Source organism: Psychroserpens sp. Hel_I_66 (assembly GCF_000799465.1).
In the GTDB taxonomy this organism is placed as follows: Bacteria; Bacteroidota; Bacteroidia; order Flavobacteriales; family Flavobacteriaceae; genus Psychroserpens.
The window spans coordinates 2,805,480-2,820,007 of the sequence record NZ_JUGU01000001.1; the positions used below are offsets into that span (position 1 = coordinate 2,805,480).

Here is a 14,528-nt window from a genome sequence, read left to right on the forward strand (position 1 = left end):
TAGAAAAAACGCTCCGAATATCGGAGCGTTTTTTATTTTTATAGAATGAGAACATTTATAGATGAAGTCATTTTAGATTTACTAGAAAAAGAAATTGATATTTCTAAACTTACATTTGTTCTCCCAAGTAGACGTGCTGGTACTTTTTTGAAAAAAAGTATTTCAAAACATGTCAATAAAACATTATTCGCTCCAACCATAGTTTCGATAGAAGAATTTGTTGAAACACTCTCAGACTTTCAGTACGCCACAAATGCAGAGCTTCTTTTTGAGTTTTACGATGTATATCTTAAAATTACACCAAAATCTAATATTGAGCCTTTCGATAAGTTTTCTAAATGGGCACAAATATTATTACAGGATTTTAACGAATTAGACCGCTATCTAATTGAATCGAATAAAGTATTTGATTATTTAACTGCTATTAAAAAAATTGAAAACCAACATTGGTCTCTAGACGAAGAACCTACTCAGTATATTAAAAATTATCTGGAATTCTGGAATCGACTAAAAACTTATTACAGCAACTTTAAAGAACAACTTGTAATAAAGAAGAAAGCCTATCAAGGCTTTATTTACAAAGAAGCTGTTAATAATATTGAACAGTACATTGCCCTCAATACTCACAATAAGTATGTATTCGTAGGTTTTAACGCTCTCAATAAAGCTGAAGAAATTATCATACAAGAATTATTGCAACAAGACCTAGCAATGATTTATTGGGATATTGATAAGGTATTTATTGAAAATCCTATTCATGATGCTGGCTTATTTACAAGAGCACATAAAAATTCTTGGACTTATTTTAAAAAGAATGAGTTTGATTGGATAAGAGAAAACTATTCCAAAGAAAAGAATATCCAAATCATTGGAGCTCCAAAAAACATTACCCAAATCAAGTATGTTGGTGAGATTTTGGAAAACATCTATGCAGAAAATAATAATCTTCAAGATACTGCAATAGTACTTGGTGATGAGACCTTATTAATCCCCTTACTTAATTCTATTCCCAACTCTATTAAAGCCATTAATATTACTATGGGTTTGCCTTTAAAATCCATACCTCTTGCTTCATTATTTGAGAGTCTTTTTAATGTCAACAAATCACTAAATCAAAACTATTATTATAAAGATATTGTTAGTCTATTATCCAATTCATTTATAAAGCACCTATTTGATTCACAACATCATAATGGTGCAGAATTTCTAATAAATCACATTCAAACCAACAACATTGTTTATTTAAATTGTGAACAAATTAAAAATATTGTAGATAGTAATCATGAACTTTTAGAAATTATATTTGGCAATTGGGAAGATAACCCTAAAAAAGCTTTAAAAAACTGCTCGAAACTAATCTATAGAATTAAGAACAAATTAGAAAAGGACAAAACCACTAACCACCTTTCATTAGAATATCTATTTCGTTTCAATCAAATTTTTAACACCCTAGAAACACTAAATAGTTCATTCTCCCACATCAACTCTATTGCAACACTTTTTAGCCTGTACAGAGAACTAATTAAAAGTGAAACATTAGATTTCAAAGGAGAGCCCTTGAGAGGTTTACAAATCATGGGTATGCTAGAATCCCGTGTTCTGGATTTTGAGACTGTAATTATTACATCTGTAAACGAAGGTATTTTACCAGCAGGTAAAAGTCATAATTCTTTTATTCCGTTTGATGTCAAAGTTGAAAACAACCTACCAACTTATAAAGAGAAAGATGCGGTGTACACCTATCATTTCTACAGATTATTACAACGTGCTAAAAAAGCCTTCATATTATACAATACAGAACCAGATGTGCTAAACGGTGGTGAAAAAAGTAGATTTATTACCCAATTAGAAATCGAGAACATTCATAATATTCAGCATAAAATTGTTTCTGCTCATGTGCCTTCTTATGAGCAGAATTTAAAAGAAATAATAAAGACGCCTAATATTATTGAAACACTAAATGTTTTAGGTCAAAAAGGGTTTTCGCCTTCCGCATTAACCAACTATATGAGAAATCCCATTGATTTTTATTATGAGAAAATTTTGGGCATAAAAAAATTTGAAGATGTAGAAGAAAGCGTAGCCTATAACACACTGGGAACAGTCATTCACAATACATTGGAAGATTTCTACAAACCTTTGGAAAATCAATTCCTAACCGTTGATTCTTTAAAACAGATGATTACCAATGTTGATGATAAAGTGTCCCATCATTTTAATCAAGAATTTAAAGAAGGTGATATCACAAGAGGCAAGAACCTCATCATTTTTGAAATTGCAAAACGATATGTTTCAAATTTTTTAAATCTTGAAATAAAAGATTTAAAACAAGGAAATACCATCAAGATCATTGCTATCGAAACAAAAAACACAGTTCCAATTTACATAGAATCATTATCAAGAACCATTCATTTAACCGGTAAAGTTGATCGTGTAGATAACTATAATGGGACTGTTAGAATTATTGACTACAAAACAGGAAAAGTAGAGTCAAACAAAGTAGAAATCGTAGATTGGGAAGACTTAACTACAGACTATGAGAAGTACAGCAAAAGTTTTCAAATACTTATGTATGCTTACATGATGCAAAAAGAGAACAAAATAAGCTTACCTGTTGAGGCAGGAATTATATCATTTAAAAACTTAAATGCTGGATTGTTAAAATTCGCAACCAAACCTTCTTCAAGAAGTCAATCAAAGGATTTTTTAATTACTTCGGAAACATTAAGCGCATTTGAAATTGAGCTCAAAAAATTAATAACCGAAATCTTTAATAAAGACATCAACTTCAAAGAAAAAGAAATTTAATATGGTTATCAAAAATCAAGTTTTAGACAGAACCCCTAAAAAACCAATAGTTTGGGATGCTTTTTTCAATGAAAACGGAACGCAAAAACCACTAGTTATATTCTGTCATGGCTATAAGGGTTTTAAAGATTGGGGAACTTGGGACCTCGTTGCCAGTTCATTTAGTGAAAATAATCACTTTTTTGTGAAATTCAATTTTTCCCATAATGGTGGCACAGTAGAAAATCCTATTGATTTTCCAGATTTAAATGCCTTTGCAGAAAATAATTACACTAAAGAACTTGATGATTTAGATGAAATGTTAAACCATCTGCTTTCCGAAGAATTTAAACATAAAAATGAAATTGATACCACAAATGTAACCTTAATTGGGCACTCTCGAGGTGGTGGTATCGCTATCATAAAAACAAATGAAGACGAGCGTATCTCAAGATTAATTACTTGGGCCAGTATAAGTGATTTTGGAGAAAGGGCTTCAACAACTGGCGAATTAGAACAATGGCGAAAAGATGGTGTCAAATATGTTTTAAACGGAAGGACAAAACAAAAAATGCCACATAATTTTCAGTTTTATGAAGATTTTAAAGCCAATGAAAAACGGTTGCACATAGAACCTGCAATAAAAAACATTAAGGTCCCTGTGATGATTATTCATGCTTTAGAAGATCCTTCAGTTTCATATTCTGAAGCAGAAGATCTATATTCTTGGAATCATGACAACGTACTCGTTACCATAAATAATTCAGACCACGTATTTGGATCTCGTCACCCATGGGATGACTCTAAATTGCCAAAAGCACTTAACAATGTTGTTGAAAAAAGTATCGGGTTTATAAATAATTAAGCGATTTTAAGGTGTTGTTTGCTTTGACATTCGTCTATCTTTTTGAAGAGTAATTCTTTATTAACCGGTTTGGTCATATAATCGTTCATTCCTAATCCTAAAACTCTTTGCCTTGTTTCCTGCATGGCATCTGCAGTTACAGCGATAATTGGGATACCTCCAATTTCTAAGCCTAATTGACCACTTCTTATAATTTTTGTTGCTTCGTAGCCATCCATAATTGGCATTTGAAGATCCATTAAAATAATGTCATACACATCATTTTTTAAGGCGTCAAGTGCTTCTTGACCATTATCAACAATTGCAAAACTGATATGGGATGAGCTGCTCAACAATTTTCTCATAACCATTTGATTGAGTTTATTATCTTCTACAACTAAAACATGTTGTGGGTTTGATTGCGTTTGAATATCATCATTTGTTGGTGCATCAGCTTTAGGTATATATTCTAATGGCAACTCAATAAATACATCTGTACCTTTTTCCTCTTGACTCTCTAAATTTATGGTCCCTCCAAAAAGCCCGACTAAGTGATTAACAATAGTTAACCCTAAACCAATCCCGCCAAATTTACGTTTATGGTTTAATTTCATTTGGTTAAAACTATCAAACATGCTTCTTCTACGTTCTGTATCTATACCAACGCCAGAATCTGATATTTGTAAAGAAAAACGAGAGATATTATTAGGCTGTGTAAAACATTTCAACTTGAATTTCACATAACCTTCCTCTGTAAATTTAACTGCATTGCCCAACACATTATTAATAATCTGCATAAAACGCTCTGCATCACCAATAACTTTTGTTGGAATTTCATGATCCATTTCAAAACTATATGCCAACCCTTTATTTTCAGCTTCAACCTTCCAGTTATTACTTATCTGACGAATTGCTATAGATGGGTTAAATTCTTCATGTTTCAACTCCAGTTCATTTTTTTGAATATTCTCAAAATCTAAAATATCATTTACGTTACTCAGTAGACTTAACGATGCATTCTTAATGATTTCATATTGTTTTCTTGATTCAACGGTGTTATTTTGATCTTTTATTTCTAACTCAGCAATACCCATTATTGCGTTTATTGGAGTTCGTAGTTCATGACTAATATTGGACATAAAATAGGTTTTAAGCTCACTTATTTCTTCAGATTTGTAAAGTGCCTCATTCTGTGATTTTTCCTTTTCAAGACGTAAGTTTCTAATAAGGTTCGTCATTGAAAGCGATAAAAATATAACCTCAAATCCAGAACCAAATTTAGCGCTGTTTAGCGTATAAAAATTATTTGGAAGTAAGCTTAAATTGTTCATTACAAAACCACAAAGCCCAACAACGAGAAAGAATATTCCGAAGGAAAAATAAGGATCAATTGACATCCTCTTAAACCGCAATGTAAATACTGTAGACAAAATAAGTATTAAGCTCAAAAGACCATTAAGATTACTTATTGGATAAACCAATTCTAGTGTTTTTGGACTTATAAAAATCATCACAAAAAGAACACCAATAACTAAATATATAGCATTGTAAAACTTTTTGAAACTAGCCAGTCTTTCATTAACTTTTAAAAAGTATTCGCAGTATTTAAGCAAAAAGAAATTAGAAAACAAAGCAGCAATTAAAACAGTTCTGCCATTTAAATAACCACCATCTGGCAGTATATATTGATGTATAAATCCATCTAGCGCAGCTTGCATTAAACCAATAGAAAAGACATAGATCCCATAATACAAAAATGTTTTTTCTTTTAGACTTGTGTAGAAAAACAGGTAAATGATAGCAGCTAAAGACAATAGACCATAGAACAAGCCTAAAAACAGTTGTTGCCTATAATTCATCTCCCAAAATGAAGTCTCGCTATAAAGGTTGAGAGGCATATTTATAGTTTCGCCATCACTGTTTAAGTGTAAATAGATTTGATGGGTTGAGTTGGCGGGCAACTCTAATTTAAAAATCGTGGCCCTATGGTTTAATTGACGTTCTTTAAATGGAATTTGATCTCCACTTTTTGCTGTAGTTATCCCTTCTTCGGAAATTTGATACATCAAAGCAATATCTGTAATAGGTCTAGCGGTCTCTAGATAATACGTTTTTTGAATATCATCTGAATTTTCCAACTTAAAACGTACCCAAAAGTTATCTGTTGTAAAACCAACACTATGGTTTTCAGACTCTAGGTTTTCATACTCGATGTCAGGGTTTGTTAAGATGGATTCCAGACCAAATGTTTCTTTGCCAACATTAGCAAATTCAGCATACTCAAAGAGCTTGCCTTTACTAGTTTCTGGATTATAAGTTACGTCTTGAGCATATAAACTCAAGCCTAAAAAAAGGGTAAATAGTAGTGTTAGTTTCACGTTTGGGGCATTTAACTCAATGAAACTTACGAAATTCTAACGTTTGTGGATTTTAATTTTCAAAATATTCGACGAAATGCATCTTTCATAAAAATTGAAAAACAATCTAGAAGTCTATGACTTTAAATAATTTAAAAATTTTAAACGCATGTTTTACTTCAATCCGCTTAGAACTAAAACAGGTAAACTAGAACTGTGAAAATCCTTTTTTAGTATGGTGTTACTTTCCCAAAGTTTAGTAAAAAAACCTCTTTTACGTCTTACTACACACAACAAATCGGGCTTGTTCTCTTTGTGGTGTTCAAGAACTCCTTGAAACGTTGTTGGGTTTTCAGAATAAGTTGTATTTGTAATTAATGAAGCCAGATCCTCACCAACGTTAAAATCGTTTTCGTTGTGAAATGGTGTCTTTACCAATAATAAATTTACAATAGATTTAAATTGATCCTTAATAGATTTTAAAGGATCAAGTGCATCTTCATTTTTAATAATTGCAGATTTTAAAGCAATCAAAATGTAAATAATTGGCCTGTAAGCATAACCTTCTGGCACTATTAAAGAGGGGATGTTGGTTTGCTTAATAATTTTACCAGAAGTTTTACCTAAATAAACCTCATCTTTTATAGAATTTGTTCTTGGCTCAAGCAAAATTAAATCGACATCCAACGCCTTGCAAGCCAACTCTAAAGTATCTACTAATTTCCCTTTAAAGGTTTTAACTACAACCTCAACACCTTTGGTATCAATTTTAGCAACATGGTTCTTTAAAAAGGTTAAGCTTTCACGTTCTAAAATATGGTCCACTTTTATCATAGTGCCAGCTTTTGTATAGACATTATAAATTTGAACCACATAAAGTTTTGCGCCAAAAGCTCTTGCAAAATCAACAGCATATTGTAAATGGCTCTCTGCGTTTTTAGATGATCCAACTGGGACGAGAATAGACTTCATAATCAAATATTTAAAAGTAACTTTGTGTAAATATTTCGCAAAGGTAACTATTATAATGATATGTAAAGCAACATCCAAAGATCTTGAAGCAATTTTAAAAATCACAAGAGCATGTGCAAAACATATGGTTTCTAAAGGTATTTTTCAGTGGAACGAACATTATCCCAGCAAAGAAGCTTTCGAAAATGATTTGGAAAGAGACGAACTCTACGTGCTCCAAAATAACGATACCGTAATTGGCTGCATTGTTATTTCCACTCACATGGACGATGAGTATATACCAATACAATGGCTCACACCAAATGAACATAATATGTATATCCATAGATTGGCAGTCCATCCACAATATCAGGGCAAAGGATATGCCCAGGATTTAATGGCTTATGCGGAAATTCACGCTCGTAAAAACCATAAAAATTCCATAAGATTAGACACGTTTTCCCAAAACCAAAGAAACCAAAAATTCTATGAGCAAAGAGGTTATAAAAAATTGGGAGATATATTTTTTCCGAAGCAAAGTAAATATCCATTTCACTGTTATGAGTTAGTACTTTGAAAACAGATATCACCTTAAAAAATATAAATAAATTGGCTATTCCTGCATTAATTTCGGGAGTGGCAGAGCCTATATTATCTTTAACCGATACTGCAATAATTGGAAATGTAGATTACAACGCAGCAGAATCTCTAGCTGCTGTTGGCATCGTTGGAACGTTTATTTCAATGCTAATTTGGGTTTTAGGACAAACCAGAAGCGCCATTTCATCAATTGTATCGCAACATTTAGGTGCTAATAAATTAGATGCTGTAAAAAATCTTCCTGCCCAAGCTATTTTTATAATTACATCTATTAGCCTTTTAATCATTGTGTTCACATTACCTTTTTCTTCGGAAATTTTTAAACTCTACAATGCATCGGGCTTAATACTAGATTACAGTACAGAATATTACCAAATTAGAGTCTTCGGGTTTCCTTTTACGCTGTTCACAATCGCCATATTTGGGACATTTAGAGGGCTTCAAAATACATTTTACCCAATGATCATTGCCATTATTGGTACTATTGTAAATATAATATTAGACTTTGCTTTTGTTTATGGTATTGATGGTTTTATAAACCCCATGCATATCAAAGGAGCTGCCTATGCTAGTGTGATTGCTCAAATTGTGATGGCACTTTGCTCTGCTTATTATTTACTCAAAAAAACAGATATCTCTTTACGAGTTTCATTTCCGTTTAATAAAGAAATTATAAACTTTAGTTTGATGGTTCTCAATCTTTTTGTGCGCACTTTGGCATTAAACGCAACTCTCTACTTTGCAACCCGGTTTGCAACATCGTATGGTACAGCCTACATTGCAGCTTATACCATTGCCATTAATCTTTGGTTTTTGGGTGCTTTTATTATTGATGGTTATGCTAGTGCTGGTAATATTCTCTCCGGAAAATTCTTAGGTGCAAAGCAATATGAAAAGCTCATTGAACTAAGTAATTTTCTCATTAAATGCGGAATTGGAGTGGGCATCATCCTAACCGTTTTAGGACTTCTTGCTTATAACTTTGTGGGCTCTGTATTTACTCAAGACCCAGAAGTTTTAGAACAGTTTTATATTATATTTTGGATTGTTTTAGCAATGCAACCACTTTGTGCATTAGCTTTTATTTTTGATGGGATGTTTAAAGGCATGGGTAAAATGAAGTTTCTTAGAAATTTATTGTTGCTTTCAACCGGACTCGTATTTATCCCAATTTTATTTTTATTAGACAGCTTGGACCTAAAATTATATGCGGTATTTATTGCCTTGACTTTTTGGATTATTGCAAGAGGCTTCCCCTTGATCATAAAATTTAGACAACTATTTTTGTCACTTTCACAAAAGGCGTAACTTTGATCTTTAATTTCTTTTTAAAAAAAATCTAAAAATTAGCTTATGGATTTCATGTCTTTTATTAGTGGTAGCGGACTCTTTTTAATTTTAGGAATCGTCCTTGTTATTGTATATTTCTATAACCGAAACAAAAGACGTTAGTTACCTCGTTTTAAACCAACCTGTAATACTTAAACGCTCAGTTTCTACGGGTTTAACTTCGTGCTCTATAATTTGGCTTTCAAAAACAACAATGCGTCCAGGGAACGGATAAATTATTTTTTCGGTTTCGACACCGTTGTCGTCAAGATACAAAACGAGCTCTCCTCCATTTTCTGGTTTCCAATCTTCAGTATTTAAATAACAAACAAACGATAGTTTGCGTCTGTCATCATTTTGAAACGTATCTATGTGACGTTTGTAGAATGTGCCTTTGGGATACAACGCGTAATGAAATTCTTTGTTTAAAATTCCCATAAAACAAGTTCTGTTCAAATAAGCTACTAAATCATTTATTTGATCAAAAAACAAGTCTTCTGCTGGGTTTGTTTTGGCTTCATCAATCCATAAAATATGATCGCCTCTAATAGATTTAATGATTAATTCATTAACGCGATTGCCAATGGCAGCCTTTTTAAATCGATCTTCTTCGTGTTTATCAAAAAGGGACTTTCTTAAATGTGAGACGGTTTCCGAAGAAAAAAAATGATCTATAATACTGAATTTATGGGATCCAATATCTTGAATAATCTGCTCGTAGATTGGATTTTCAACAAAAGGAATCTCTACAAAAAGTTGATTAGGCATGGCATCTATCATTACTTTTATTTTAAAAAAATTAGAGCTTCTATCGTTAAAAGCGCGCAAATGTAATCTAAAAACCAATTACTTTTACAAAATGAATATCTTTGCATTGTAAACCTATAATTAAATGAGCAACATTCGCATCACAAAACAATTTTCTTTTGAAACTGGCCATGCACTTTACGGTTACGATGGTAAATGTAAAAATGTACATGGTCACAGTTATAGACTGGATGTGACAGTGATTGGAAAACCTATTTCTGACAATAAGAACGTCAAATTTGGTATGGTCATTGATTTTAGTGATCTCAAAAAAATCGTAAAAGAAGATATCGTTGATGTGTTTGATCATGCAACCGTGTTTAATAAAAATACGCCTCACGTAGAATTGGCTAAGGAATTGGCATCAAGAGACCATAATGTGCTTTTGGTAGATTACCAGCCTACAAGTGAGATGATGGTCATCGATTTTGCTGAAAAAATCAAAAAACGTTTACCAAACAACATCAAATTACATTCTTTAAAACTTCAAGAAACAGCAACTTCCTACGCGCAGTGGTTTGCTTCAGATAATGAATAGACCAAATAACATAACAATACCTGCTGGAAAAAAAATCTACTTTTCGTCAGACAATCACTTGGGTGCTCCAACAAACGAAGCGTCATTGCCACGAGAAAAGAAGTTTGTAGCCTGGTTAGAGGAGATTAGAAAAGATGCAGCAGCGATATTTTTACTGGGTGATTTGTTCGATTTTTGGTTTGAATATGGTACGGTAGTGCCTAAAGGGTTTGTAAGAACATTAGGTAAACTTGCGGAAATTAGTGACTCAGGAATCCCGATTTACTTCTTTGTTGGTAATCATGATTTATGGATGAATGGTTACTTTGAAAAAGAACTCAATATCCCAGTATTTCATAAACCAAAAGAATTTATTTTCAATCATAAAACATTTTATATTGCGCATGGAGATGGTTTAGGACCTTATGACAAAGGTTATAAACGCATGAAAAAAGTATTTACAAACCCAGTTTTTAAGTTTCTTTTTAAATGGTTACATCCAGATATTGGGATGAAAGTTGCGCAATATCTATCTGTTAAAAATAAGCTGATTTCTGGAGAACACGATGCTACCTATTTGGGTGAAGACAAAGAATGGCTCATCCTCTTTAGCAAGTCGGAATTAGAAAAACAACATCGCGATTATTTTATATACGGTCATCGCCATTTACCTATGGAAGTGGCTTTAAACGACAACTCCAAATACGTCAATCTTGGTGATTGGATAGAGTATTTTACTTATGGTGTTTTTGATGGTGAAGAATTTGAGCTGAAGACTTATAAATAGTTTAGAGTTCCTCCCTCTCATGCTCTTCAATATCCTTTCTCAAATCTAATTTTCTAAATGAAGGCGATACCAATCCTGTAGTCACCACAGTTATTAATGTCATGGTTCCTCCAAAAACGACTGCAGTCACAGTTCCCATTAATTTTGCGGTGAGTCCGCTTTCAAAAGCGCCTAATTCATTACTCGACCCAACAAACATTGAATTTACAGATGCCACTCTACCTCTCATATGGTCTGGAGTTTTAAGTTGTAATATGGTTTGACGTATCACCATTGACACACCATCGGTCACACCACTAAAAAACAATGCCACTACCGAAACCCAAAATATGGATGATAAACCAAATACAATAATACAGACTCCAAAGCCAAAAATAGCAGCCAATAATTTCATTCCAGCGTTTTTACTAATTGGGATATAGGCAGTCACCAACATCGTCAAAAAAGCACCAACAGCAGGAGCTGCTCGTAATACTCCAAAACCTTCACTACCAACTTTTAAAATATCTTGTGCAAATACAGGCAATAAAGCAATGGCTCCACCAAATAAAACCGCAATCATATCCAGAGTTATGGCACCTAAAATGACTTTTGTTTTAAATACGAATTTCACACCTTCTGTGAGACTTTCAATAATAGGTTCTCCAATTTTTGGGTTTAAAATGGGTTTCTTTTTTATAAACATCAACACAAACAAGGATAACAAAACAAGCCCAAATACTATAAGCAATGAGTAATGCACACCCATTTGGTCGTTTTTTCCTAACCAATGGATAGAAAATCCTGCAAAAGCAGGTCCTAATACCGAAGCCATTTGCCAAGTCGAACTGTTCCAAGTCGCTGCGTTTGGATATATTTTCTTCGGAACTATGAGCGCAACCAAAGAAAATATCGTGGGCCCAAAAAACGAACGTAGAAACCCTCCAAAAAACACCAATGCATAAATGCTATATAAAATATTTTGTGTTGACCAGTTCTGTGTTACGTCTTCCGAAGTTAACCAAAACAACCCAAAACTTATCAATGAAAATGCTGCGATACAAATAGCGAGTAGATTTCGCTTTTCTTTTTGATCTACTATATGACCAGCAAATAATGCCATAGTAAAGGCAGGAATAATTTCCATTAGCCCAATTAACCCTAATGACCATGGATCTTTTGTTAAGGAATAGACTTGCCACTCAATTATGATAAATTGCATAGACCAGCCAAAAACCAGCGCAAACCTTAATATTAAAAAAATATTGAATTCCCTATACCGCAATGCTGCGTATGGATCTTTTTTAGCCATTGGTTATGCTTTAATATCTCTCAATTTTAATTGTAAACTCGTATTGCCCTGCCAATGATTCTCATCAATAGAATATACTGCATCAAAATGCTTATTATCTGTAATCAAATCACATTTATCACCTAAGTTAAAACCAATACAAACTACTTTCTCTTTGCCCTGAATAGCTGTTATTCGCAAATGTTTATCATCTTCTCCAACACACTTACCATAACCGGTGTCTCTTAACTTTTCGGTCATAAAAATTGGTGTCATATTTCCTGGACCAAATGGTGCAAATTGGCTAATGATTCTATAAAACTTCGGAGTAATATCTTTTAAATCGATTTGCATATCCACTCGTATTTCTGGAGTGAGCAAACTTCTATCAATTGTTTTCGTAACCTCGTCTTCAAAGGCTTGTTTAAACGCTTCGTAATTTTCTTCTTTAAGCGTTAATCCTGCTGCGTATTTATGTCCGCCAAATTGCTCAATATGCTCTGAGCAAGCTTCTAATGCATTATACACATCAAATCCTTTTACAGATCTCGCAGATGCTGCTAACCTATCACCGCTTTTTGTAAATACGAGCGTTGGTCTGTAATAGGTTTCGGTTAATCTTGAAGCCACAATGCCAATTACTCCTTTGTGCCAATTTTCATGATAAACTACAGATGTTAATCTATCTTTTTCATTGTTTTCCTCAATTTGAACGAGAGCTTCTTCAGTTATTCTTCTATCTGCTTCTCGCCTATCTAAATTAAACTCATTGATTTCTTTGGCGTATTCTTTGGCGAGTTCTTCATTGGTTTCTGTCAATAATGTTACTGCATAATTTCCATGCTTCATTCTGCCTGCAGCATTAATTCTTGGAGCCACAATAAAAACAACATCGGTAATAGTAAGTTCTTCTTTTTTAACTTGTTCTATAATGGCTTTTATTCCTGGTCGTGGTTGTGTGTTTATAATTTGTAAACCGAAATAGGCCAACGCACGATTTTCGCCAACAATGGGTACAATATCTGCTCCAATAGCTGTGGCTACCAAATCGAGGTATTCTCCTAAATCTTCAATAGTTTTATTATCTTTTGATGCTAAAGCTTGAACGAGTTTAAATCCAACTCCGCAACCACACAGTTCTTTAAACGGATAGTCACAATCGTCTCGTTTTGGATCTAATACAGCAACCGCTTTTGGCAATTCACTTCCTGGTCTATGATGGTCACAGATGATGAAATCAATGCCTTTTTCCGAAGCATAATTTATTTTTTCAATCGCTTTTACACCACAATCTAATGCTATTATTAACGAAAACTCGTTGTCTTGGGCAAAGTCGATGCCTTTGTATGAAATCCCGTAACCTTCATCGTAGCGATCTGGAATGTAGGTTGCAATCCTATGTGATTTTGTTTTCAAATACGACGACATCAATGCTACAGAGGTCGTGCCATCTACATCGTAATCTCCAAAGACTAAAATATTTTCATTGTTATGTAGTGCATCTTCAATTCTTGCGACTGCTTTATCCATGTCTTTCATTAAAAAAGGATCATGCAAATCCTCAAAACTTGGTCTAAAAAAACGCTTGGCTTCTTCGTAAGTTTCAATTCCTCTTTGAACGAGTAAAGTTGCAACAGATTCATCTACCTGAAGCGACTTTTGCAAATCTTCAACAGTTTTAGAATCTGGTTTTGGCTTTAACGTCCAACGCATAGTTTTGTAGAGAATTTTAATTATTGAAACAACACATATCTTGGTGGCACAAGTCCGTTAAGTCTCATGTAAACTAACATTTGCCCTCTGTGATGTGTAATATGATCTGCAAGTAATAAGAAAATTTGTCGTTTTGTTCTGTTTAATCCAAAATAATCCAGCTCGTCGCCCAATTGTTTTGGATCAAATTCTTTAAGAAGCTGTATTGCAGATTCAAATGTGTCATTGATGGTTACAATCATTTCTTTTTTAGACTTTTTATCAGTCTTAAATACAGTATCGGTTTTCCAATCTCGAGCCTCTCTTCCTCCTAATAAGGATTGACTATGCCAATCTACAGCGTATCCAATATGCAATAGATTTTCAGCAAATGTCAATGATTCTTGAGAAGCTTTAAAGTTATATTTATCCTCTGGCATTGTTTCGGCAACAAGAATTAAATACTTGCGTGAATTCTCAAATCGTTCTAAAAAGTCTTTAATAAAAGGATCTTCTTGAGCCATTATTGACGATGAAAACAAACCAAAAAACAAGAAACCTGTAAGAACAAATAATTGTTTCATAAT

12 protein-coding genes are annotated in these 14,528 nt (G+C 33.2%); 6 read left to right on the forward strand and 6 right to left on the reverse strand.

Going from position 1 to position 14,528, the window contains the following annotated elements; translation table 11 throughout:
- The first annotated feature begins 45 nt into the window (after positions 1–45).
- Both GQ40_RS12445 and GQ40_RS12450 read left to right on the forward strand, forming a co-directional pair.
- On the forward strand, positions 46–2,808 hold the full coding sequence (locus GQ40_RS12445; protein WP_047548880.1) for a PD-(D/E)XK nuclease family protein: 2,763 nt from the start codon (positions 46–48) through the stop codon (positions 2,806–2,808).
- Position 2,809: 1 nt separating this feature from the next.
- Positions 2,810–3,652 (forward strand): alpha/beta hydrolase family protein, encoded by an 843-nt coding sequence (locus GQ40_RS12450; protein WP_047548883.1) that lies wholly within the window; start codon positions 2,810–2,812, stop codon positions 3,650–3,652.
- Here the strand turns inward: GQ40_RS12450 and GQ40_RS12455 are convergent.
- Together GQ40_RS12455 and GQ40_RS12460 are read right to left on the reverse strand one after the other, a co-directional pair.
- A complete protein-coding gene (locus GQ40_RS12455) occupies positions 3,649–6,009 on the reverse strand; it encodes a hybrid sensor histidine kinase/response regulator (protein WP_052184248.1) in 2,361 nt (786 codons plus the stop codon). The two genes, GQ40_RS12450 and GQ40_RS12455, sit on opposite strands and share 4 nt — an antisense overlap.
- 153 nt (positions 6,010–6,162) lie before the next feature.
- Positions 6,163–6,960, reverse strand: coding sequence for a universal stress protein (locus GQ40_RS12460; protein WP_047551921.1), 798 nt, complete (start codon positions 6,958–6,960; stop codon positions 6,163–6,165).
- A gap of 55 nt (positions 6,961–7,015) precedes the next feature.
- On the opposite strand from GQ40_RS12460, the gene GQ40_RS12465 reads away from it, so the two are divergent.
- Both GQ40_RS12465 and GQ40_RS12470 read left to right on the forward strand, forming a co-directional pair.
- Positions 7,016–7,516, forward strand: a complete 501-nt coding sequence (locus GQ40_RS12465; protein WP_047548890.1) for a GNAT family N-acetyltransferase — start codon at positions 7,016–7,018, stop codon at positions 7,514–7,516.
- Complete coding sequence (locus GQ40_RS12470; protein WP_047548893.1) at positions 7,513–8,847, forward strand: MATE family efflux transporter; 1,335 nt, start codon at positions 7,513–7,515, stop codon at positions 8,845–8,847. The genes GQ40_RS12465 and GQ40_RS12470 overlap by 4 nt, the downstream gene beginning before the upstream one ends.
- Positions 8,848–8,991: 144 nt before the next feature.
- On the opposite strand, the gene GQ40_RS12475 is transcribed toward GQ40_RS12470, so the two are convergent.
- Positions 8,992–9,648, reverse strand: a complete 657-nt coding sequence (locus tag GQ40_RS12475; protein ID WP_231565573.1) for a 2OG-Fe(II) oxygenase — start codon at positions 9,646–9,648, stop codon at positions 8,992–8,994.
- A gap of 112 nt (positions 9,649–9,760) precedes the next feature.
- On the opposite strand from GQ40_RS12475, the gene GQ40_RS12480 reads away from it, so the two are divergent.
- Positions 9,761–10,213, forward strand: a complete 453-nt coding sequence (locus tag GQ40_RS12480) for a 6-pyruvoyl trahydropterin synthase family protein (protein ID WP_047548896.1) — start codon at positions 9,761–9,763, stop codon at positions 10,211–10,213.
- Positions 10,214–10,223: 10 nt separating this feature from the next.
- Positions 10,224–10,979 (forward strand): UDP-2,3-diacylglucosamine diphosphatase, encoded by a 756-nt coding sequence (locus GQ40_RS12485; protein ID WP_047551925.1) that lies wholly within the window; start codon positions 10,224–10,226, stop codon positions 10,977–10,979.
- Between the two features lies 1 nt (position 10,980).
- Here GQ40_RS12485 and GQ40_RS12490 read toward each other — a convergent pair whose 3' ends face one another.
- Genes GQ40_RS12490 through GQ40_RS12500 form a run of 3 tightly spaced genes read right to left on the reverse strand, consistent with a single transcriptional unit; the run spans position 10,981 to position 14,525 of the window.
- The gene (locus GQ40_RS12490; RefSeq protein WP_047548899.1) at positions 10,981–12,270 is read right to left on the reverse strand and encodes an MFS transporter; all 1,290 of its coding nucleotides are present in this window, start codon (positions 12,268–12,270) and stop codon (positions 10,981–10,983) included.
- 3 nt (positions 12,271–12,273) lie between these two features.
- A complete protein-coding gene (recJ, locus tag GQ40_RS12495; protein ID WP_047548902.1) occupies positions 12,274–13,962 on the reverse strand; it encodes a single-stranded-DNA-specific exonuclease RecJ in 1,689 nt (562 codons plus the stop codon).
- 20 nt (positions 13,963–13,982) lie between these two features.
- Positions 13,983–14,525 (reverse strand): DinB family protein, encoded by a 543-nt coding sequence (locus GQ40_RS12500; protein WP_047548905.1) that lies wholly within the window; start codon positions 14,523–14,525, stop codon positions 13,983–13,985.
- Positions 14,526–14,528: the final 3 nt, after the last annotated feature.

Coding starts and splice junctions, on each gene's coding strand:
- GQ40_RS12475 (WP_231565573.1), bottom strand. CDS start 9,648: ATGATAGATGCCATGCCTAATCAACTTTTTGTAGAGATTCCTTTTGTT.
- GQ40_RS12500 (WP_047548905.1), bottom strand. CDS start 14,525: ATGAAACAATTATTTGTTCTTACAGGTTTCTTGTTTTTTGGTTTGTTT.
- GQ40_RS12490 (WP_047548899.1), bottom strand. CDS start 12,270: ATGGCTAAAAAAGATCCATACGCAGCATTGCGGTATAGGGAATTCAAT.
- GQ40_RS12480 (WP_047548896.1), top strand. CDS start 9,761: ATGAGCAACATTCGCATCACAAAACAATTTTCTTTTGAAACTGGCCAT.
- GQ40_RS12465 (WP_047548890.1), top strand. CDS start 7,016: ATGATATGTAAAGCAACATCCAAAGATCTTGAAGCAATTTTAAAAATC.
- GQ40_RS12450 (WP_047548883.1), top strand. CDS start 2,810: ATGGTTATCAAAAATCAAGTTTTAGACAGAACCCCTAAAAAACCAATA.
- GQ40_RS12460 (WP_047551921.1), bottom strand. CDS start 6,960: ATGAAGTCTATTCTCGTCCCAGTTGGATCATCTAAAAACGCAGAGAGC.
- recJ (WP_047548902.1), bottom strand. CDS start 13,962: ATGCGTTGGACGTTAAAGCCAAAACCAGATTCTAAAACTGTTGAAGAT.
- GQ40_RS12445 (WP_047548880.1), top strand. CDS start 46: ATGAGAACATTTATAGATGAAGTCATTTTAGATTTACTAGAAAAAGAA.